Here is a 19,943-nt window from a genome sequence, read left to right as displayed (position 1 = left end):
AGCGGAATCAGGCGGTGAAAGACCAAGCCGCCGCCCGGCCGCCCGACGGCGGCCTGTGGCCCCCTTGGGGGGCAGCGACCCCCACGGAGTGAGGGTTGCGTGGGGGTGAAAGACCCGGCGGCCTGCGGCCCCCTCTATGGGCAGGACGCGACACGCCGTGCGCGACCATGGGCGCCTACCGCTTCACTTGAGGTGTTTGCCGACGATCCCGGCCAGCTCGAACATCGTGATCTGCGGCTTGCCAAACACCGGCAGCAGCTTGGCGTCGGCGTTGATGGCGCGCTTGTTGGCGCTGTCTTGCAGGCCGTTGGCCTTCACGTAGTCCCAGACCTTCTTGATCACCTCGGTGCGGGCCACGGCCTCGCCACCGATCACCGCGGCGAGTTCGGTGCTCGGGGTCAGGCCGTTGCCGGGCGTGGCCTTGCGCGGCGCCTTGGGCGTTTTGGCGGCCTTGCTGGCAGCGCTCTTGCCGGCGGCTTTCTTGGCGGCTGGCACGGCTTTGGCGGCGGCACCGGCCGCTGTCTTGCGCGGCGGGAACTTGCTGGCGCGGGGTTCGAACTCGAAGTTCACCTTGTTGGCCGTGGCGTCCCAGGCCAGGAAGGCCTTGAAGTTGCGCCGCGTGCGCATGCTGACGAACTTGTCGAGCAGGTCGGTCTTGCCGCTGCTCAGCAGCTTGTGCATCTGCTCGCGTTCGACCGGTTGCTGCAGGATGATCTTGCCGCTCTTGAAGTCGCAGCTCGGCGTCGGCTGCTCCGCGGTGGGCACCGAGTGGCTGCAGACGTAGTTGCTGCCGTGCTCGTACACGGCCGAGCCGCACTTGGGGCAGGGGCCCAGGGATTCCTGGCCGCTGAAGTCCTGCAGTTCGCCGCTTTCTTCGCCGTCCTTGTCGTCGCCAAAGTCGAACTCGAGCTTCCAGTTCTGCTCTTCCTCACTGAAGTTGAGACCGATCTCGGCCGTGAACGGCCAGCCCGCCTTGGAGCGGAAGCCGTCGAGCGGGCCAATCTTCTTGTCACGCAAAAAGATCTCGGCCTCATCGGGCTCGAAGGTGCGGCCCGCGGGCGATTTGGTGAACGAGAAGCCGCAACCCTCGCTGTGGCCATCGGCCCCGGTGCAGCTGTAGCGGCGGTAGTTTTCCTTCACCACGCCCGCGCATTTGGGGCACGGCGTGGACAGGGTGGCGTAGTCGCCGGGCACGGTGTCGCGGTCGTATTCCTTGGCCTTCTTGACGATGTGCTCGGTCATGGCCGCGATTTGCTGCATGAACTCGTCGCGGCTCAGCAGGCCCTTTTCCATCTGCGTGAGCTTGTACTCCCATTCGCCGGTCAGTTCGGGACGCGAGAGTTCCTCGACGCCCAGGCCGCGCAGCAGGGTCATGAGCTGGAAAGCCTTGGCGGTGGGGATCAGCTCGCGGCCTTCGCGCAGCATGTACTTCTCCAGGATCAGCCCTTCGATGATGGCTGCGCGCGTGGCAGGCGTGCCCAGGCCTTTTTCCTGCATGGCTTCGCGCAGCTCGTCGTCTTCGACCAGCTTGCCCGCGCCTTCCATGGCGCCCAGCAAGGTGGCTTCGGAGTAGCGCGCGGGCGGGCGGGTCTTCAGGCCCTTGGCGTCCACGCTGTCGGCCACGGGCTTCTCGCCCGGGGCCACAGGCACCAGGTTCTGGCCCTTGTCGCCGTCCTTGGCATCGCTGACTTCGGCGGCGGCTTCCTTGCCGTAGATGGCCAGCCAACCGGGCTTGACCAGCACCTTGCCTTCGGTCTTGAAATGGTGTTCGAGCACCTGGCTGATGCGGGTGGTGACCTGGTATTCGGCGCTGGGGAAGAACACCGCCATGAAGCGGCGCACCACCAGGTCGTACAGTTTTTGCTCGGCGTCGCTGAGGCCGCTGGGCGCTTGCAGCGTGGGGATGATGGCAAAGTGATCGCTGACCTTGGCGTTGTCGAAGATGCGCTTGGACGGCTTGATGTAGCCATTGTTGAGCGCGGTCAGCGCGTGCGGCGCCAGGTGGCGCATGCCACTGTCGGCCAGCATCTCGAAGGTCTGCTTGGCCACCGGCAGGTAGTCCTCGGGCAGGGCACGCGAGTCGGTCCGGGGGTAGGTCAGGGCCTTGTGGCGTTCGTACAGGCTCTGCGCCAGGGCCAGCGTGGTCTTGGCACTGAAGCCGAACTTGCCGTTGGCTTCGCGTTGCAGCGAGGTCAGGTCAAACAGCAGCGGCGAGGCCTGCGTGGTGGGCTTGCTTTCCTCGGTCACGGTGGCCGGGCGGCCGCGCGTGGCGTCGGCAATCGCCTGGGCCTGGGCCGCGCTCCAGACGCGATCGGCGCGCTTCTCGGCGTCTTCGGGGTCCTTCTTGTGCTTGGGGTCGAACCACTTGCCCGGGTATTCGCCCGCGGCCGCGCCGAAACTGGCGTGGATTTCCCAGTAGTCGCGGCTGACAAACTTGCGGATCTGCTCTTCGCGCTCCACCACCACGGCCAGCGTGGGGGTCTGCACCCGGCCCACGGTGGTCAGGAAGAAGCCGCCATCGCGCGAGTTGAAGGCGGTCATGGCGCGCGTGCCGTTGATGCCCACCAGCCAGTCGGCCTCGGAGCGGCTGCGGGCCGCGCTGGCCAGGCCGGCCATCTGGGCTTCGCTGCGCAGCTTGTCAAAGCCGTCGCGGATGGCCTGCGGCGTCATCGACTGCAGCCACAGGCGCTTGACCGGTTTGCCCAGGGATTGGTACTGCCCGCCTTTTTGGCCGCCGGCGTATTGCTCGATCAAGCGGAAGATCAGCTCCCCTTCGCGGCCCGCGTCACAGGCGTTGACGAGGTTGCTGACGTCCTTGCGCTTGGCCAGTTTGACCACTGCGTTGAGTCGGCTCTTGGTCTTGTCGACCGGCTTGAGGTCGAAGTACGGCGGAATCACCGGCAGGTTGGCAAAGCTCCACTTGCCGCGTTTCACGTCGAATTGCTCGGGGGCCTGGATCTCCACGAGGTGGCCCACGGCGCTGGTCACCACAAATCGGTCGTTTTCGAAATGGTCGTCGTGCTTCTCGAACTTGCCTGCCGTCGGGGTGAGCGCCCGCACGATGTCCTGAGCCACCGAGGGTTTTTCAGCAATCACCAGAGTTTTTGTCATTTCAGCGTCTTCCCTTTTCAAGGTCCGGTCCGAGGCTGGTCTGCCAGCCTCCTACAATCCGGGTTTCGCGCGCACATGCACGCACATGCACGCACACGTGCACGTGTATGCACGCGCAGGTGCCCTTTCAAATTAACAGAGTTTTTGGTCATGTCTGCAAAAGCCCCCGTGAATTCCGGTCGCCGCATTCAAACACGCCGCTCAGGCGTGCACGGCAAGGGCGTCTTCGCATTGCAGGACATCGCCGAGGGCGAAACCGTGATCGAGTACGTGGGCGAGGTCATCACCTGGGACGAAGCCCAGGACCGCCACCCGCACGACCCGAACGACCCCAACCACACCTTCTACTTTCACGTGGACGAAGACCGCGTGATCGATGCCCTGAACGGTGGCAACTCCTCGCGCTGGATCAACCACAGCTGCGACCCCAACTGCATCGCCGACGAGGAAGACGGCCGCATCTTCATCAAGGCGCTGCGCCACATCCACGCGGGTGAAGAGCTCAACTACGACTACGGGCTGATCATCGACGAGCGCTACACGCCCAAGCTCAAGGCCGAGTACCCCTGCTGGTGCGGTGCCGATCAATGCCGCGGCACCTTGCTGGCGCCCAAGCGCCGCCCGGCCACGCCGAAGATCCCGCCGCAGCGGCAGGCGCAGGCGCAGCGCGCGGCCAAGCCCCAGGCCAGCGGCCAGCCCAGCAAGCCCAAGGCCAAGGTGGCATCCCAGCCCCAGTCCCCCGCCAAGGCGCCGGCCAAGCCGCAGGCCCGGTCGACCGCCCCCGCCCCGCGCCGCCGCTGAAAGGACCCGCCATGAGCCCCCTGCCGTCCGTGGTGCGCTGGCCCGCTGAAGCGGTCTGGCAGGCGGTGCAGCCGCTGTGGCCCAGCTTCTCGGTCGAGGTGCTGCCCGAGATCGATTCCACCAACACCGAGCTGATGCGCCGGGCGCGCGCCGGGCGCGACGAATGCGTGCTGCTGGTGGCGCAGCGTCAGACCGCGGGCCGCGGCCGCATGGGGCGCGTCTGGCAAAGCGGCGCCGAGGGCAGCTTGGGTGACGCGGCCGACGGTCCGCCGTCCCTGATGATGTCGCTCGGTTTGCCCTTGGCCCCACGCGACTGGTCGGGCCTGTCGCTGGCCGTGGGGCTGTCGCTGGCCGAGTCGCTGGACCCGGGCGGTACCGCGGGCCTGGGGCTCAAGTGGCCCAACGATCTGTGGCTGCAGGACCGCAAGGTCGGCGGCATCCTGATCGAGACCGCTGGCACCGGGGCCGTGGCCGCGGGTCAGCCCGTGCCGCCGCGCTATGTGGTGATCGGGATCGGGCTCAATGTGCTGCCGCGCCAGGCCGAGGGCTTGTCCACGCCGCCCGCCTGCCTGCGCGACTTCTGGCCTGAGGCCACGGCGCCGCACGCGCTGGAGCGCGTGGTGCCGGCCTTGGCCCGCACCGTGCACGACTTTGCCGAGCAGGGCTTTGCCCCCTTGCAAACGCGCTTTGCCACCCGCGACGTGCTGCGCGGGCGTGGGGTGCGCGCGAGCGACGGCCTCGAGGGCACCTCGCTCGGTGTCGGGGCCGATGGGGCTTTGCTCGTGCATACTCTTCAGGGCACCCAGGCCATCCACAGTGCCGAGGTGAGTGTGCGGCCTGTGGCTGCGCCCGACTGACCGATCCACGCCGCCAAGAAGAGACCCGCCCTCACCCATGCGCCTGCTCCTTGTTTTGCTCCTGTTGGCCAATGGGGCCTACTTTGCGTGGAGCCAGGGCCACCTGGCTGGTTTGGGTTGGGGCCCGGTCAACCCCGCTGAACCCCAGCGGCTGGCGCTGCAGATCAAGCCCGAAGCCCTCAAGGTGCTGAGCGCCGAAGAAAGCCGCCGCCTCAGCGCCGCCGCCGAGGCCGCGGCCGAAGCGGCCAAGGAATGCCTGGTGGCCGGTCCGCTGGACGAGAAGCTGGCCGCTGCGCTGCGGCCGCTGCTGAGCCAGGCCCTGGACGAGAAGGCCTGGAGCCTGGACCCGGTCACGGTGCCGGGGCGCTGGATCATCTACATGGGCCGTTACCCCGATGTGGACACCCTGAACCGCAAGAAGGCCGAACTGCGGGCGCGCCGCATTCCCTTCGAGCCGGTGGGCGTGCCAGCGCTGGAGCCGGGCCTGTCCCTGGGCAGTTTCTCGAGCCCGGGCGCGGCCACGGAGGAGCTCAACGCGCTGTCGCAGCGCGGCGTGCGCACCGCCCGCGTGCAGCAGGAGCGCGCCGACGCCAAGGGCTTCAGCCTCAAGCTGCCGGCCGTCGACGAGGCCCTCAAGGCCAAACTGGACCCGGTGCGTGAGCAACTGGGCAACAAACCGCTGCGCCCCTGTTGAGGCCGGGGCGGGCGCTGCGTTCAGGCGCGGGGCCGCGCGGCGTCTGCCGCTGGCAGGCCGCCACGCTCAGCTGGGCAGGCCCTCGGGGCTGGTCGAGACAAAGCGCACCGTGAAGCAGGCACCGGGGGCGGGCTGGCCCGGGTGGGCGTCGGTGAGGGTCAGTGTGGCATCGTGCTGGCGCGCGATCTCCAGCACGATCGGCAGGCCCAGGCCCGAGCCGTCGGCATCGGTGCCCAAGGCGCGGTAAAAGGGCTGGAACACCAACTCGCGCTCGGCCTCCGGGATGCCCGGTCCGGAGTCCTCGACCTGCAGCAGCAGCGTGCGGCTGAAGTTGTCGGCCAGCACGCGCGCCGTCACCACGCCAGGCCGGGCCGCGCTGGACGGGGTGTAGTTGATGGCGTTGTCCACCAGGTTGCGAATCAGCTCCTTGACCAGGGTGGGGTTGCCCTGCAACTGCACACCCGGGCTGCCCGGCGTGGCGCCGTCGTAGCCCAGGTCGATGCGCTTCTCCAGCGCCCGGGGCACCGAGTCCTGCACCACCTCCATGGTCAGCCGCGCCAGGTCGCAGGGCTGGCGGGCCAGCACCGCGCCGCTGCTCTCGGCCCGTGCCAGGGCCAGCAACTGGTTGACGGTGTGGGTGGCGCGGATGCTGGAGCGACCGATCTGTTGCAGCGACTGCTTGAGTTCGGCGGTGCTGGTGCCTTCGCGCTGCGCCAGGTCGGCCTGCATGCGCAGGCCGGCCAGCGGGGTCTTGAGTTGGTGGGCCGCGTCGGCCAGGAAGCGCTTCTGGGTCGCGATGGAGTCGTTGAGCCGGGTCAGCAGGTCGTTCACCGAGGACACCAGGGGCGCCACCTCCATGGGCACGGCCTTGTCGTCGAGCGGGCTCAGGTCGTCCGGGTCGCGGGCGCGGATGCGCTCCTCCAATTGCGACAGCGGTTTGATGCCGCGCGCCAACGCCAGCCACACCAGCAGCACCGCCAGCGGCAGGATGACGAACTGCGGCAGCATCACGCCCTTGATGATTTCGGTCGCCAGCACGGAGCGCTTTTCGCGCGTTTCGGCCACCTGCACCAGGGCAGGCTCGGCGTTTTCCAGCGGCAGGCGCACCCAGATGTAGGCCACCCGCACTTCGAGGCCTTTGAGCTCGTCGTCGCGCAGGCGCACCACACCGATGACGGTTTTGTCCTCCTCGGTGGGCAGGGGCAGGTCGCGTTCGCCGGACAGGAACTCCCCGCGTGTGCCCATCACCTGGTAGTACACCATGTCCGAATCATCGGCGCGCAGCAACTCGCTGGCGGGCTGGGGCAGGTTGAAGTGGGCGCGGTGGTTTTGCACCGTGATCAGCTGCGCCAGCGCTTGCACGTTGTACTCGAGCGCCCGGTCAAACGGCTTGTTGGCGATGCCCTGCGCGACCAGCCAGGTCAGCGCCAGGCTGACCGGCCACAGCAGCAGCAGCGGCGTGAGCATCCAGTCCAGGATTTCGCCGAACAGCGAGCGCTGCTCACGCTGGAAGATTTTCAAAGCGGGCGCCTAGTTCGGGATTTTTTCGAGGCAGTAGCCCAGCCCGCGTACGGTGGCGATGCGGATCGGCCCGCGCTCGATCTTTTTGCGCAGGCGGTGGATGTAGACCTCGATGGCGTTGTTGCTGACCTCTTCGCCCCATTCGCACAGGCGCTCCACCAGCTGGTCTTTGCTGACCAGCCGACCGGCGCGCTGCAGCAGCACTTCGAGCAGGCCGAGCTCGCGTGCCGACAGCTCGACCATCTTGCCGTCGATGGTGGCCACCCGGCCTGCCTGGTCATAGACCAGCGGACCGTGTTTGATGGCGCTGCTGGTGCCGCCCATGCCACGCCGCGTCAGGGCGCGCACACGGGCCTCCAGCTCTTGCAGCGAAAAGGGTTTGGCCATGTAGTCGTCGGCGCCGTAGTCCAGCCCTTTGACGCGCTCTTCCACGCTGTCGGCGGCGGTCAGGATCAGCACCGGCAGGGCCGAACCGCGGCTGCGCAGGCGCTTGAGCACCTCCAGCCCATGCAGGCGCGGCAGGCCCAGGTCCAGGATCAGCAGGTCGAACTCGTTGTTGGTCATCAGCGCCGCGTCGGCCTCGGTGCCGCTGGCCACATGGTCGACCGCAGCGCCCGAGGCGCGCAGCGTGCGCAGCAGGCCATCGGCCAGCACCTGGTCGTCTTCGGCAATCAGAATTCTCATGGGGTCTCCTGGGCGATGGGGGCAAACGCCCCATGGCCAAATTTTAGGCGCGAAGGCCCCGGCTTCCGCGCCGGCGGCACTGGGGCTGACCCGGGGGCGCGGGTGCTGGGAGGGCCTCCGTCCTGTCCGGGCGGGGCTCAGGCGCCGGCATAGGCCTCCAGGCCCAGGGCCACCACGGTGGCCACCTCCTTGCCCACCGCCTGGCGGAACTCCGCCTCGGCCTGGGTCACGGCGTCCCGGAAGGCCTGCAGCCAGGCCAGGCCCGTGGGTGTGAAGCAGACCCGGCGTGCCCGGGCGTCCAGCGGGTCGGGCTCGCGCTGCACCAGGCCCCAGGCCTCGCACTGGGTGACCAGGTCCGCCATCGCCTGCTTGCTCATGCCGGCGCTGGCCGCGAGGTCGGTCAGGCGCGAGCCTTCCAGCGCCAGGTGGCGCGTGATGTGGATGTGGGCGGCGCTGACCTGCGCCCGGGCGGCCAGGTTGGACAGGGCCAGGGGCACCTCGATGTTGTGCGCCATCAGCGTCAGCACCCGCTCGTCGAATCGGCGCAAAGCGTGGCCCATCAGGCGTCCGAGGTGGGTCTGGCGCCACGCATCATGGGGGTCGGGAAGGGTGGCCATGGGGGGATTTTAATAGTCAGGCAAACTGACTAAAAAATCAGAGATATTTTTTCAAGGCTTGCGTAAACTACTGTTCAAGCATCCAGCCTGTGACCAATCACAGTGCTGATCCCACCGGTTTCAAGACACACACACCAGGAGTCACACCATGGACGCACCCGTCAAAGGCAACGCCGCCAATCCCGAAAAAGCCAAGGCCCTGCAGGCCGCGCTGGCCCAGATTGAAAAGCAGTTCGGCAAGGGCACCATCATGCGCCTCGGCGAGGGCGAGGTGATCGAGGACATCCAGGTCATCTCCACCGGCTCGCTGGGCCTGGACGTGGCGCTGGGCGTGGGCGGTTTGCCGCGCGGCCGGGTGGTTGAAATCTACGGCCCGGAATCCTCGGGCAAGACCACGCTGACGCTGCAGGTGGTGGCCGAAATGCAAAAGCAAGGCGGCACCTGCGCCTTCGTGGACGCCGAGCACGCCCTCGACATCCAGTACGCCCAAAAGCTGGGGGTGAACCTGCAGGAGCTGCTGATCAGCCAGCCCGACACCGGTGAGCAGGCGCTCGAAATCGTGGACAGCCTGGTGCGCTCGGGCGCGGTGGACCTGATCGTGGTCGACTCGGTGGCTGCCCTGACCCCGAAGGCTGAAATCGAAGGCGAAATGGGCGACTCGCTGCCCGGCTTGCAGGCCCGCCTGATGAGCCAGGCGCTGCGCAAGCTGACCTCGACCATCAAGAAGACCAACTGCATGGTCATCTTCATCAACCAGATCCGCATGAAGATCGGCGTCATGTTTGGTTCGCCCGAAACCACCACCGGCGGCAACGCGCTGAAGTTCTACGCCTCGGTGCGCCTGGACATCCGTCGCACCGGCACCATCAAGAAGGGCGAGGAATCGATCGGCAACGAGACCAAGGTCAAGGTGGTGAAGAACAAGGTCTCGCCCCCGTTCAAGACGGCCGAGTTCGACATCCTGTTCGGCGAAGGCATCAGCCGCCATGGCGAAATCATCGACATGGGTGTGAACGCCAAGATCATCGAAAAGTCGGGTGCCTGGTACGCCTACAACGGCGAAAAAATCGGCCAAGGCCGTGACAACGCGCGTGAGTTCCTGCGTGAGAACCCGGACCTGGCCCGCGAGATCGAGAACAAGGTGCGCGAAAGCCTGGGCATCGCCCTGCTGCCGCCGGCCCTGAGCGCCGCCGCGGCGGTGTCCGACGACGAGTGAGCGGATCGCTCCCGCGGTGTGCGGCCTCGGTCGCGCACCGCAGGGTGACCCCAGGCCCGCATGTCGTTTGAAAAAATCTCGCTCAAGGGGCGCGCCCTGCGCTACCTGTCGATGCGCGAGCATTCGCGTGCCGAACTCGAACGCAAGCTTGCGCCCCACGAAGAAGTGCCGGGCGAACTCGCCCAGGCCCTCGATGACTTGCAGGCGCGCGGCTTCATCGACGAACAGCGGGTGATCGACTCGCTGCTCTACCGCCGTGCCTCGCGCCTGGGCGCTGGCCGGCTGCGCCAGGAGCTGCAAGCCAAAGGCTTGCAGGGTGAGGCGGTGCAGCAGGCGCTGGCCGGCCTCAAGGACAGTGAGCTGTCGCGTGCTCAGGCGGTCTGGGCCAAGCGCTTTGACCAACTGCCCAGCGATGCGCCCACGCGCGCCAAACAAAGCCGTTTCTTGTTGACGCGGGGCTTCTCGTCCGAGGTCGTGCGCCGTGTGTTGGCGGGCCAGGGGGTGCCCGATGACGGCGCAGATTTCTGCCCGGATTGAGCCGATCGCTCAGGGGCCGCGGCTGGGGCACTCCGGACCCCGTGGGTCCATCCCAAGGGCGGGTTCAGCGCCCCATGCCCTCCCCCTGACCCCCTGCCCCGGCGTGCTCGCGCGGGCATGAAAAAAGGCCCCGGTGGGGCCTTTTTCAATCGGGCTCAAGGGTCTGTAGGGCCTGAAGGGGCTGTTGGCCGGCTTCGGAGGCCTTCAGGCCTTGGCTCAGAGGCCCAGCATCAGTTGCAGGTTTTGCACCGCTGCGCCGCTGGCGCCCTTGCCCAGGTTGTCGAGGCGGGCGATCAGCACCGCGTGTTGGTAGTCGTCGTTGCCGAACACCCGCAGTTCGAGCTTGTTGGTGTCGTTCAGTGCCAGGGCGTCGAGCTTGCCGTCCGGGGTGGCCTCCTGCACGCTGACCCAGCCACCCTCGGCTGCGCTGGCCGCGTAGTGGCGCACCAGGGCGTCGTGCAGATCGGCGGCCTTGGGGCGGCCTGGCAAGGTGTCCAGGTGCAGCGGCAGTTGCACCAGCATGCCTTGGCGGAAGTTGCCCACGGCGGGCACAAACAGCGGCCGGCGGGTCAGGCCGGTGTAGGCCATGATTTCAGGGATGTGCTTGTGCTTGAGGCCCAGTGCATAGGCTTCAAACAAAGGCGCTTCGCCCTTTTCGTAGGCTTCGATCATGGGGCGGCCGCCACCCGAATAACCGCTCACCGAAGGCAGCGCCACCGGGTGGTCGGCGGGCAGCAGGCCGGCATCGATCAGTGGGCGCAACAGGGCGATGGCGCCGGTGGCATAGCAGCCCGGATTGGCCACTCGTCGGGCCGCTTGCACCGCGGCACGCTGGCCCGGGGCCAGCTCCGGAAAGCCAAACACCCAGCCCGGGGCGACCCGGTGGGCCGTCGAGGCGTCGATGATCTTCGGGCCCGGGCGGCCGGTGCTGGCCTCGAGCTCGTCCACCATGGCCACGGTTTCGCGCGCCGCATCGTCGTGCAGGCACAGGATGACCAGGTCCACCCCCGCGATCAGTTCGCGTTTGGCGGCGGGGTCTTTGCGTCGGTCCGCTGCAATGCTGACCACCTCAATGGTCGGCATGTGCTGCAGACGTTCGCGGATTTGCAGGCCGGTGGTACCGGCTTCGCCATCAATAAAAACCTTGGCCATGGTTGTTTCGTGCCCCAATGCTGTTCATGCCGTGTCAGTTACGCACAAGGATTGTGCAGAGCAACATGATACATTTCGGGGTTGCTGTGTCCACTGCCCGACGCCGGCAAATTGCGAGGTCGCCGGGTGAAAATCATCCATTCCTGAGAGAGCCCTCATGAAGATTCACGAGTACCAAGGCAAGGAAATCTTGCGTCAGTTTGGTGTGCCCGTTCCCCGTGGCATTCCTGCATTTACAGTTCAAGAAGCTGTTGAAGCTGCCCAAAAGCTGGGCGGCCCGGTTTGGGTTGTCAAGGCCCAGATCCACGCTGGTGGCCGCGGTAAAGGCGGCGGCGTCAAGGTGGCCAAGTCCATCGAAGACGTGAAGAAGCTGGCTGGCGACATCCTCGGCATGCAACTGGTCACGCACCAAACTGGCCCCGAAGGCCAGAAGGTCCGTCGCCTGTACATCGAAGATGGCGCTGACATCCAAAAGGAATACTACGTGTCCGTCGTGACCGACCGCGCCACGCAGAAGCTCGCCTTCATTGCGTCCAGCGAAGGCGGCATGGACATCGAGGAAGTGGCCCACTCCACGCCCGAAAAGATCATCACCGAGTTCATCGACCCGCTGGTCGGCCTGACCGCTGAGCAAGCCACCAAGATCGCCAACGGCATCGGCCTGCCCGCCGAGTCGACCGCTCAAGCCGTTGACATCTTCCAGAAGCTGTTCAAGTGCTACATGGACACCGACGCTTCGCTGGTTGAAATCAACCCGCTGAACCGCGACAGCAAGAACAACCTGATCGCCCTGGACGCGAAGTTCAACTTCGACTCCAACGCCCTGTTCCGTCACCCGGAAATCGTGGCTTTCCGCGATCTGGACGAAGAAGATCCGGCTGAAGTCGAAGCTTCGAAGTTCGACCTGGCTTACATCTCGCTGGACGGCAACATCGGCTGCCTGGTGAACGGTGCCGGTCTGGCCATGGCCACCATGGACACCATCAAGCTGTTCGGCGGCGAGCCGGCCAACTTCCTGGACGTGGGCGGCGGCGCCACCGCTGAGAAGGTCACCGAAGCCTTCAAGATCATGCTGAAGAACCCCAAGGTCGAAGGCATTCTGGTCAACATCTTCGGCGGCATCATGAAGTGCGACACCATCGCCAACGGCGTGATCACCGCTTGCAAGGCCGTGAACCTGTCCGTGCCGCTGGTGGTCCGCATGAAGGGCACCAACGAAGAACTGGGCAAGAAGTTGCTGGCCGAATCTGGTCTGCCGATCATTGCTGCCGACACCATGGCCGAAGCTGCGACCAAGATCGTTGCTGCCGTCAAGTAAGAAGCCCGGAGAAGAAACATGTCGATCTACATCAACAAAGACACCAAGGTCATCACCCAGGGCATCACGGGCAAGACTGGCCAGTTCCACACCGAAAAGTGCCAGGAATACGCGAACGGCAAGAACGCCTTCGTGGCTGGCGTGAACCCGAAGAAGGCCGGCGAGTCGATCTTCAACATCCCCATCTACGCCTCCGTCAAGGAAGCTGCTCACCAGACCGGCGCCACCGTGTCGGTGATCTACGTGCCGCCCGCCGGCGCTGCTGCCGCCATCTGGGAAGCCGTTGAAGCCGACCTGGACCTGGCGATCTGCATCACCGAAGGCATTCCGGTCCGCGACATGCTCGAAGTGCGCAACAAGATGAAGGCCAAGGAAGCTGCCGGCGGCAAGAAGACCCTGCTGCTGGGCCCAAACTGCCCCGGCCTGATCACGCCCGACGAAATCAAGATCGGCATCATGCCCGGTCACATCCACCGCAAGGGCCGCATCGGCGTGGTGTCGCGTTCCGGCACCCTGACCTATGAAGCCGTGGCCATGCTGACCGAAGTCGGTCTGGGCCAATCGAGCGCTGTCGGCATCGGTGGCGACCCGATCAACGGTCTGAAGCACATCGACGTGATGAAGGCGTTCAACGACGATCCGGACACCGACGCCGTGATCATGATCGGCGAAATCGGCGGCCCGGACGAGGCCGACGCTGCCCGCTGGTGCAAGGAAAACATGAAGAAGCCGGTGGTGGGCTTCATCGCTGGCGTGACCGCGCCTCCCGGCAAGCGCATGGGCCACGCCGGTGCCCTGATCTCGGGTGGTGCTGACACCGCCGATGCCAAGCTCGCCATCATGGAAGAGTGCGGTTTCGTCGTCACGCGCAACCCGTCCGAACTGGGCAAGCTGCTCAAGGCACAACTGAAGTAAGGCGCAAACCGCCTGGCCGTACGCAGAATTACGGACGGCTGCGGCCCAAGGGGCCGCTACACTTCGGCTTCCAAAATCAGAGAAGCGCTCGAAACGCAGGTTTCGGGCGCTTTTCGCATTCAAACATAGGAGAACGTGCATGGACATGCTGAACAACCCGGAGTTCTGGATCGGTTTGATCAAGATCGTCTGGATCAACATCATTTTGTCGGGGGACAACGCGGTGGTGATCGCTCTGGCCGCCCGCTCGCTGCCCCCTGAGCAGCAAAAGAAAGCCATCTTGTTTGGCTCTGCCGCAGCGGTGGTGCTGCGGATCGCGCTGACTTTCGTCGCCGCCAAGTTGTTGGGCTTGCCCTTCCTGCAGATCGTGGGTGGTGGTTTGCTGCTGTGGATCGGCGTGCAACTGCTGAGCGAAGAGGAAGAGGACGAAGGCGAATCCAAGGCCGCTGGCGGCATGATGGCCGCCGTGCGCACCATCCTGATCGCTGACCTGGTGATGAGCCTGGACAACGTGATTGCCGTGGCCGCCGCCGCCAAGGGCAGCGACACGCTGCTGATCATCGGCCTGGCCATCAGCATCCCGCTGGTGATCTTCGGCAGCACCTTGATGATCAAGCTGATGGAACGCTTCCCGATCATCGTCATGCTGGGGGCCGGTCTGATCGGCTGGGTGGCAGGCGAGACCATCGTCAGCGACGTGTTCCTGGAAGGCTTCCTGAAGGAAAACGGTTGGCTGCACACCGTGGCACCGGCCGTGGGCGCGGCCGTCGTGATCGGTCTGGGCAAGTGGCTGCAAGCGCGCAGCGCGAGCAAGCATGCCGCTGCCTGAGTGAATGGTTGAGCTTCGGCTCACCGAGGGCCACCGCGACCTGCGGTGGCCTTTTTTTTTGGGCCCCGACTTGTCCGCCCGCTGGGGCTCTGCTAACGTGCTACCTGTCGGTTTTTGTCACAAATGAGTGACATTGATACCACATTGGGGGCCATGGGGGCTGCCAACGGGCCGCTGTGCGGCGGCCATGGCAGCCGCTTGGGAGGGGCCCGTTTTCCAATTGAGTTCCACGGGTCTGCGACCCAGGGGGCGGGTGTCCATCGACCGAGGAGGGTGATGTCGCCATCGGCTTTGAGGGCTGGCGGGGAGCCCGGGATCGGATGGAGTCCCAGACAGTCAAGCAATGAAATACGAGTTTTGTGCCTTCACCGACCCGGGCTTGGCCCGAGCCAACAACGAAGATTCGGTGACCTTTGATGAGTCCACCTGTCTGGCGGTGCTGGCCGACGGGATGGGGGGCTACAACGCGGGCGAGGTGGCCAGTGGCATGGCCACCACCTTCATCCGCACCGAGCTGGCCCGTTGGCTGGCCCAGGCGGGTCGGCATGCGAATGCCAAAGAGATCCAGCGGGCCATGGAGATCTGTGTCGACAATGCCAACCGCGCCATCTTCAATGCCGCGCACAGCAATCCTCAGTACTCGGGCATGGGCACAACCTTGGTGATGGGGGTGTTTCAGGACGCCCGCCTGATGCTGGGGCACATCGGCGATTCGCGTTGCTACCGCATGCGCAAGGGCGAGTTGCTGCAGCTCACCAAAGACCATTCCCTGCTGCAGGAGCAGGTCGATGCCGGCCTGATCACGCCCGAGCAGGCCGCGGTGTCGATCAACCGCAACCTGGTGACCCGTGCCATGGGGGTGGAGGACGCGGCCTTGCTGGAGGTCAGCGAGTGCCGGGTCGAAAACGGCGACCTGTACCTGCTGTGTTCCGACGGTTTGTCAGACATGCTGAGCCCGTCCGACATCGCCGATTTGTTGGCGGCGTCCGAGTCGCTGACCCAAAAAGCAACGCGAATGATCAATCTCGCCAATCGCCATGGGGGGCGCGATAATATCAGCGTGCTGCTGGTGCGCGCTGGGGACGCCTTGTCCAAAAGAGGGTTGCTGTCACGCCTTTGGGGTGCGTAAAACACCCAGCCGCGAGTCACCGTCATTTCATAACAAGCCAGGTTTTCAGGAGTACCGAACATGCCCAAGATGATCGTCTCGATCGATGGGGTCGTCATCAAGGAAGTGCAGTTGACCAAGGAACGGACCACCTTGGGTCGTCGCCCCTACAACGACATCGTGATCGACAACCTGGCTGTCAGCGGTGAGCATGCGGTGTTGCAGGTGGTGGGCACCGAGGTGATGCTGGAAGACCTGAACAGCACCAACGGCACTTATGTGAACGGCAAGGCGGTCAAGAAGCAGGCCCTGCACAACGGTGACACCATCGAGGTGGGCAAGTACAAGATCCGCTTCATTGGCGAGGTCGAAACCCCCGAGTACGACAAGACCATGGTGATCCGCCCGCCGCACTCCGCGCCGGGTGTGTTGCCCACTGTGCCGGCGTCCATGGGCAGCTACCAGTCGCCGCCGCTGCATCCAAATGAACCGCTGTCGGGCTCCATCAAGGTTCTGTCGGGCTCGGCGGCGGGGCGCGAGGTCAGCCTGACCAAGGTCGTCACCACCATCGGCAAGCCCGGTGTGGCGGTGGCGGCCATCACCCGCCGTCCGCACGGTTTTGTGCTCGCTCATGTCGAAGGCGGCACCTTGCCCACGCTCAACGGCAATGCGGTGGGCGCCGAGCCGGTCACGCTCAAGAGCGGTGACGTGATGGAACTCGCGGGCACGCAGATGCAATTCTTCCAGGCCTGATCGGGCTCGGGGGCTGGGACCCATGGCGTGGCCCGCCCTTCTGATGCGGTGGTCTGTGGGCCTGCGCAAGCATGGGCGGCGCATGGCCGTCATCTTGTTGCCTTTGTGCCTGTTGTTGGGCCACCTGACGGGGGCTTACCAACTGGCCCTCATCACCCGCCTGGACGCGCTGATCTACGACACCCGGCTTCGCCTGACCCTGCCCGGGACGCTGGACGAACGCGTGGTGATCGTCGACATCGACGAAAAAAGCCTGGCCGAAGTGGGCCACTGGCCTTGGGGCCGCGACCAGCTCGCCCACCTCACCCAGCGCCTGTTTGACGAGTACGGCATCCGCGCGCTGGGCTTTGACGTGCTGTTCTCGGAGGCCGACACCAGTTCGGGTCTGCATTCCCTGCAAGACCTGGCGCGCAGCACCTTCCAGGACGACCCATGGTTTGCGCAACGCGTGCAGCAACTGGGGGAGCAGCTCAACTACGACCGCCGCTTTGCCCGGGTGTTGGCGCAGCGTCCGGTGGTGCTGGGGTATTACTTTTCGAGCGATCGCGAGGGGCGTCGCAAAGGCGTGCTGCCCGCGCCGGTGCTGGACAGCCACGCCTTGCCCGCCCAGGGTCTGCGCGTGCTGGAGTGGGACGGCTATGGCGCCAGCCTGCCCGAGTTGGCTGCCGCGGCCCCTTTGGCGGGCTTCTTCAACTCGGTGACCGACGAGGACGGCGTGGTGCGCTCCTTGCCCCTGCTTGCCCGCTACCAGGGGCAGTACTATGAATCGCTGGCGTTGGCGCTGTACCGGGCGGCCCAAGGGCGGCCTGAGGTGCTGCCGGTGCTGGCCCCTGGCGCGGGGCAAGTGGTGCCCGTCCTGGAGGGCTTGCGCTTGTCGGGGCCAGGCTTGCAGCAGGTCATCCCGGTCGATGAGCGCGGGACGACCCTGGTGCCCTTCCGCGGGCCGGGCGGTCCGCAGGGGGGCTCCTACCGGTACCTGTCGGCGGTCGATGTGTTGCAGGGGCGGGCCCCGGCCGAAGTGCTGCGGGGCCGCATTGTGTTGGTCGGTTCCACCTCGCCCGGTTTGCTGGACCTGCGCGCCACCCCGGTCGGGCAGACCTACCCCGGGGTCGAATCGCATGCCAACGTGGTCAGCGGCTTGCTGGACCAGCGCCTGGCGGTGCGCCCAGACTATGCCCTGGGCTACGAGGCCTTGGTGCTGTTGCTGGTCGGGGGCTGGCTGGCCTGGGTGTTGCCCCGGGTGAGTGCGGTCATGGCCCTGTGCTGGGGGGCACTGACCGGTGTGGCGGTGGTGGGGCTCAACGTGGGCCTGTACCAAGCGGCGGGCCTCGTCTTTCCCCTGGCCAGCGCGGTGCTGCTGGTGCTGCTGGCCCTGATGCTCAACATGAGCTACGGCTACTTGGTCGAGAGCCGCGCCAAACGGCGTCTGGCCAATGTGTTCGGCACCTATGTGCCGCCCGAACTGGTCGATCAGATGCTGTTGGCGCCCGAGCGCTATTCGATGCGCGCGGCGAGTCGTGAGTTGACCGTCATGTTCTGTGACATGCGTGGCTTCACCCGCCTGTCCGAGGGCCTGTCGCCCGAGGCCTTGCAGGACCTGCTCAACAGCCTGTTCAGTCGCCTGACGCTGTGCATTCGGCGCCATCAGGGCACGATCGACAAGTACATGGGCGATTGCGTGATGGCCTTTTGGGGGGCGCCGGTGGCGCAGGACGACCATGCGGCCAAGGCGGTGGCTGCGGCCTTGGACATGGTGGCCGAGGTGGCTGCCTTCAACCAGGCGCGGCAGGCGCTGGGGCAGGCGCCGATCTCGGTCGGCATTGGACTCAACACCGGGCTCATGCGGGTCGGGGACATGGGCTCGGACCTGCGCCGCAGCTACACCGTGATCGGTGATGCGGTCAACCTGGCCTCGCGGCTGGAGGGGCTGTCCAAGCTGTACGGGGTGTCGGTGGTGGCCAGCGAGACGACCCGCCAGCAGGCCACAGGGGTGGGCCAGTGGCTGGCGCTGGACCGGGTCCGGGTGCAGGGCAAGGAAGGCGCCGTGACCATCTTCAGTCCCGGGCCTTGGGCGCCTTTTGGCGCGCTGCCGGGCTTGTCGACCGATCAAGCGCAGGCCTGGGATCAATTTCTTCTCGCTTACCGCTCAAAAGACTGGCCTGTCTGTGAGCAGTTGTTGGAAAATTTGCAGAAGACAGAGTGTCTGGTCGGGCTGTGTCAGCTTTTTGCGCAGCGCCTGAGCCGGTTTCAGCAGCATCCTCCAGCCGACGACTGGGATGGCGTGACCGGGCTCGACACCAAATGAGGGATGGCTTCATGAGAATTCGGGTTCTGGGATGTTCTGGTGCCATCGCACGGGACTGCCGTACCACCTCCTTTTTGGTTGATTCGCAATTGCTGATCGACGCAGGCACCGGCGTGGGCGACTTGACCCTGGCCGAGATGGCGCGCATCGACGATGTGTTCCTGACCCATTCCCACCTCGACCACATCGCGGCCCTGCCGTTGATGTTGGACGCCGTCGCCAAGTTGCGCCAGCAACCGCTGCGCGTGCACGGTCTCACGGCCACCCTGCAGGCCTTGCGCCAGCATGTGTTCAATGACGTGATCTGGCCTGATTTCACGCGCCTGCCGCGCCCGGACCGGCCTTTTGTGACCCTGCACCCGTTCGACACGGGCGACGTGCTGTCACTGGCGGGTTTGCAGGTCGAGGTCCTGCCTGCGACCCATTCGGTCCCGGCCGTGGGGGTGGCGGTGGATGGCGGCACGGGCGCCTGGGTCTTCAGCGGTGACACCGGTGGCGACGCCCGCTTCTGGGCCCGAGTGCAGCAGCTGCCAGTCAAAGCCCTGGTCATCGAGACCGCGTTCGGGGAGGCTGAGCATGAGCTGGCGGTGCGCAGCGGGCACTTGTCACCGATCACCCTGATCCAGGAATTGCGCCACCTGCCCCGCGCCCCTGAATACCCGATTCACATCACCCACACCAAGCCCTCGGAAACCGCCGACATCGCCGCCCAGTTGACGGCCCTGGAGGCCCACGCGGACCACCCGGTCGGTTGGCCTCTGACCCTCAAATGGCTGACTGCCGGTGACGAATTCATCATTTGAGTTCGCGAACGGCCTTGCATCATCAATATCTGACATTTTTGACATGACAAAAATGTCGGTTTGGTATCAACATCTGGATTCAGATGATGCACTTCCCGACATTTCTGTCCGCCAAACCCTGTTCTGAACCCCCGGAAGGTTTGATTCGGGGGTGGCATGGAATCTGCTGAATTGGACTGTCTATCCCCTTCATTTCAGGAGTTTTCACATGAAGCGTTCCATCCAACAAGGTTTCACCTTGATCGAACTGATGATCGTGGTTGCGATCATCGGCATCTTGGCCGCAGTGGCCCTGCCGGCTTACCAAGACTACACCGTGCGCGCCAAGGTGTCGGAAGTCATTTTGGCTGGTTCGGCTTGCCGCACTTCGATCACGGAAACGTACCAGACGGGTAGCGCTTCCAGCGTGCCGGCTGCCAATGGCTGGGGTTGCGAGACTGGCACTGGCACGTCTAACGCATCTCAGCAGACCAAGTACGTTGCTTCTGTCACCACCGATGCAAACGGCAAGATCTCGGTGACCACTCAAGGGTTCTCTGATACCAACGTGGATGCCAAAGTGGTGACCCTGGTGCCGTTGGCCAACGCCACCACTGCAGCTGCTACGACCAATATTGGTACCCCGCTTTACGGCTGGCGCTGTGGCAAATCCTCTGACGGCACCACCATGCCCTCCAAGTATCTGCCGGGTTCCTGCCGCGGTTGATCAACCTGCTTGAGCA

18 protein-coding genes are annotated in these 19,943 nt (G+C 65.4%); 13 read left to right on the top strand and 5 right to left on the bottom strand.

The window, feature by feature from the left end:
- Nucleotides 1–183: 183 nt before the first annotated feature.
- A complete protein-coding gene (locus tag PSQ40_RS12685) occupies nt 184–3,111 on the bottom strand; it encodes a DNA topoisomerase III (RefSeq protein ID WP_273951888.1) in 2,928 nt (975 codons plus the stop codon).
- Between the two features lie 150 nt (nt 3,112–3,261).
- Between PSQ40_RS12685 and PSQ40_RS12680 the strand changes: the two genes are divergently transcribed.
- Genes PSQ40_RS12680 through PSQ40_RS12670 form a run of 3 tightly spaced genes read left to right on the top strand, consistent with a single transcriptional unit; the run spans nt 3,262 to nt 5,463 of the window.
- Nucleotides 3,262–3,912, top strand: coding sequence for an SET domain-containing protein (locus PSQ40_RS12680; protein ID WP_273951887.1), 651 nt, complete (start codon nt 3,262–3,264; stop codon nt 3,910–3,912).
- An 11-nt stretch (nt 3,913–3,923) separates the two neighbouring features.
- The gene (locus PSQ40_RS12675; RefSeq protein ID WP_273951886.1) at nt 3,924–4,769 is read left to right on the top strand and encodes a biotin--[acetyl-CoA-carboxylase] ligase; all 846 of its coding nucleotides are present in this window, start codon (nt 3,924–3,926) and stop codon (nt 4,767–4,769) included.
- Nucleotides 4,770–4,806: 37 nt separating this feature from the next.
- Complete coding sequence (locus tag PSQ40_RS12670; protein ID WP_273951885.1) at nt 4,807–5,463, top strand: SPOR domain-containing protein; 657 nt, start codon at nt 4,807–4,809, stop codon at nt 5,461–5,463.
- 66 nt (nt 5,464–5,529) lie between these two features.
- Here PSQ40_RS12670 and PSQ40_RS12665 read toward each other — a convergent pair whose 3' ends face one another.
- The 3 genes from PSQ40_RS12665 to PSQ40_RS12655 form a co-directional block, all read right to left on the bottom strand.
- Entirely contained in the window at nt 5,530–6,984 is a 1,455-nt protein-coding gene (locus PSQ40_RS12665; RefSeq protein WP_273951884.1) for a sensor histidine kinase, read from the bottom strand.
- Nucleotides 6,985–6,993: 9 nt separating this feature from the next.
- Complete coding sequence (locus PSQ40_RS12660; RefSeq protein ID WP_273951883.1) at nt 6,994–7,668, bottom strand: response regulator; 675 nt, start codon at nt 7,666–7,668, stop codon at nt 6,994–6,996.
- Between the two features lie 137 nt (nt 7,669–7,805).
- On the bottom strand, nt 7,806–8,285 hold the full coding sequence (locus PSQ40_RS12655) for a MarR family winged helix-turn-helix transcriptional regulator (RefSeq protein ID WP_273951882.1): 480 nt from the start codon (nt 8,283–8,285) through the stop codon (nt 7,806–7,808).
- A 148-nt stretch (nt 8,286–8,433) separates the two neighbouring features.
- On the opposite strand from PSQ40_RS12655, the gene recA reads away from it, so the two are divergent.
- Both recA and recX read left to right on the top strand, forming a co-directional pair.
- Nucleotides 8,434–9,501, top strand: coding sequence for a recombinase RecA (recA, locus tag PSQ40_RS12650; protein ID WP_273951881.1), 1,068 nt, complete (start codon nt 8,434–8,436; stop codon nt 9,499–9,501).
- A 60-nt stretch (nt 9,502–9,561) separates the two neighbouring features.
- Complete coding sequence (gene recX, locus PSQ40_RS12645; RefSeq protein WP_273951880.1) at nt 9,562–10,038, top strand: recombination regulator RecX; 477 nt, start codon at nt 9,562–9,564, stop codon at nt 10,036–10,038.
- A gap of 216 nt (nt 10,039–10,254) precedes the next feature.
- On the opposite strand, the gene argC is transcribed toward recX, so the two are convergent.
- Nucleotides 10,255–11,190 carry an N-acetyl-gamma-glutamyl-phosphate reductase gene (gene argC / locus PSQ40_RS12640; RefSeq protein ID WP_273951879.1) on the bottom strand — a complete coding sequence of 312 codons (936 nt, stop codon included), beginning with the start codon at nt 11,188–11,190 and terminating at the stop codon, nt 10,255–10,257.
- Between the two features lie 157 nt (nt 11,191–11,347).
- On the opposite strand from argC, the gene sucC reads away from it, so the two are divergent.
- From sucC to PSQ40_RS12600, 8 genes are all read left to right on the top strand, one after another.
- The gene (gene sucC / locus PSQ40_RS12635; protein WP_273951878.1) at nt 11,348–12,508 is read left to right on the top strand and encodes an ADP-forming succinate--CoA ligase subunit beta; all 1,161 of its coding nucleotides are present in this window, start codon (nt 11,348–11,350) and stop codon (nt 12,506–12,508) included.
- Between the two features lie 18 nt (nt 12,509–12,526).
- Complete coding sequence (gene sucD, locus PSQ40_RS12630) at nt 12,527–13,423, top strand: succinate--CoA ligase subunit alpha (RefSeq protein ID WP_273951877.1); 897 nt, start codon at nt 12,527–12,529, stop codon at nt 13,421–13,423.
- Between the two features lie 139 nt (nt 13,424–13,562).
- A complete protein-coding gene (locus tag PSQ40_RS12625; RefSeq protein WP_273951876.1) occupies nt 13,563–14,252 on the top strand; it encodes a TerC family protein in 690 nt (229 codons plus the stop codon).
- A 343-nt stretch (nt 14,253–14,595) separates the two neighbouring features.
- A complete protein-coding gene (locus PSQ40_RS12620; RefSeq protein WP_273951875.1) occupies nt 14,596–15,381 on the top strand; it encodes a Stp1/IreP family PP2C-type Ser/Thr phosphatase in 786 nt (261 codons plus the stop codon).
- Between the two features lie 60 nt (nt 15,382–15,441).
- On the top strand, nt 15,442–16,113 hold the full coding sequence (locus PSQ40_RS12615; protein WP_273951874.1) for an FHA domain-containing protein: 672 nt from the start codon (nt 15,442–15,444) through the stop codon (nt 16,111–16,113).
- A 43-nt stretch (nt 16,114–16,156) separates the two neighbouring features.
- Nucleotides 16,157–18,418 carry a CHASE2 domain-containing protein gene (locus PSQ40_RS12610; RefSeq protein WP_273951873.1) on the top strand — a complete coding sequence of 754 codons (2,262 nt, stop codon included), beginning with the start codon at nt 16,157–16,159 and terminating at the stop codon, nt 18,416–18,418.
- 11 nt (nt 18,419–18,429) lie between these two features.
- On the top strand, nt 18,430–19,221 hold the full coding sequence (locus tag PSQ40_RS12605) for an MBL fold metallo-hydrolase (RefSeq protein ID WP_273951872.1): 792 nt from the start codon (nt 18,430–18,432) through the stop codon (nt 19,219–19,221).
- A 208-nt stretch (nt 19,222–19,429) separates the two neighbouring features.
- Entirely contained in the window at nt 19,430–19,927 is a 498-nt protein-coding gene (locus PSQ40_RS12600; protein ID WP_273951871.1) for a pilin, read from the top strand.
- Nucleotides 19,928–19,943: the final 16 nt, after the last annotated feature.

It is taken from the genome of Curvibacter cyanobacteriorum (genome assembly GCF_028649475.1).
GTDB lineage: Bacteria > Pseudomonadota > Gammaproteobacteria > Burkholderiales > Burkholderiaceae_C > Curvibacter > Curvibacter cyanobacteriorum.
Note: the sequence above shows the minus strand (reverse complement) of the source record. Positions and strands in the feature narration are given on the sequence as shown.

What these genes read in the sequence shown, in the direction of transcription:
- PSQ40_RS12685 (WP_273951888.1), bottom strand. Translation starts at nt 3,111, where the DNA reads ATGACAAAAACTCTGGTGATTGCTGAAAAACCCTCGGTGGCTCAGGAC.
- PSQ40_RS12680 (WP_273951887.1), top strand. Translation starts at nt 3,262, where the DNA reads ATGTCTGCAAAAGCCCCCGTGAATTCCGGTCGCCGCATTCAAACACGC.
- PSQ40_RS12675 (WP_273951886.1), top strand. Translation starts at nt 3,924, where the DNA reads ATGAGCCCCCTGCCGTCCGTGGTGCGCTGGCCCGCTGAAGCGGTCTGG.
- PSQ40_RS12670 (WP_273951885.1), top strand. Translation starts at nt 4,807, where the DNA reads ATGCGCCTGCTCCTTGTTTTGCTCCTGTTGGCCAATGGGGCCTACTTT.
- PSQ40_RS12660 (WP_273951883.1), bottom strand. Translation starts at nt 7,668, where the DNA reads ATGAGAATTCTGATTGCCGAAGACGACCAGGTGCTGGCCGATGGCCTG.
- PSQ40_RS12655 (WP_273951882.1), bottom strand. Translation starts at nt 8,285, where the DNA reads ATGGCCACCCTTCCCGACCCCCATGATGCGTGGCGCCAGACCCACCTC.
- recA (WP_273951881.1), top strand. Translation starts at nt 8,434, where the DNA reads ATGGACGCACCCGTCAAAGGCAACGCCGCCAATCCCGAAAAAGCCAAG.
- recX (WP_273951880.1), top strand. Translation starts at nt 9,562, where the DNA reads ATGTCGTTTGAAAAAATCTCGCTCAAGGGGCGCGCCCTGCGCTACCTG.
- argC (WP_273951879.1), bottom strand. Translation starts at nt 11,190, where the DNA reads ATGGCCAAGGTTTTTATTGATGGCGAAGCCGGTACCACCGGCCTGCAA.
- sucC (WP_273951878.1), top strand. Translation starts at nt 11,348, where the DNA reads ATGAAGATTCACGAGTACCAAGGCAAGGAAATCTTGCGTCAGTTTGGT.
- sucD (WP_273951877.1), top strand. Translation starts at nt 12,527, where the DNA reads ATGTCGATCTACATCAACAAAGACACCAAGGTCATCACCCAGGGCATC.
- PSQ40_RS12625 (WP_273951876.1), top strand. Translation starts at nt 13,563, where the DNA reads ATGGACATGCTGAACAACCCGGAGTTCTGGATCGGTTTGATCAAGATC.
- PSQ40_RS12620 (WP_273951875.1), top strand. Translation starts at nt 14,596, where the DNA reads ATGAAATACGAGTTTTGTGCCTTCACCGACCCGGGCTTGGCCCGAGCC.
- PSQ40_RS12615 (WP_273951874.1), top strand. Translation starts at nt 15,442, where the DNA reads ATGCCCAAGATGATCGTCTCGATCGATGGGGTCGTCATCAAGGAAGTG.
- PSQ40_RS12610 (WP_273951873.1), top strand. Translation starts at nt 16,157, where the DNA reads ATGCGGTGGTCTGTGGGCCTGCGCAAGCATGGGCGGCGCATGGCCGTC.
- PSQ40_RS12605 (WP_273951872.1), top strand. Translation starts at nt 18,430, where the DNA reads ATGAGAATTCGGGTTCTGGGATGTTCTGGTGCCATCGCACGGGACTGC.
- PSQ40_RS12600 (WP_273951871.1), top strand. Translation starts at nt 19,430, where the DNA reads ATGAAGCGTTCCATCCAACAAGGTTTCACCTTGATCGAACTGATGATC.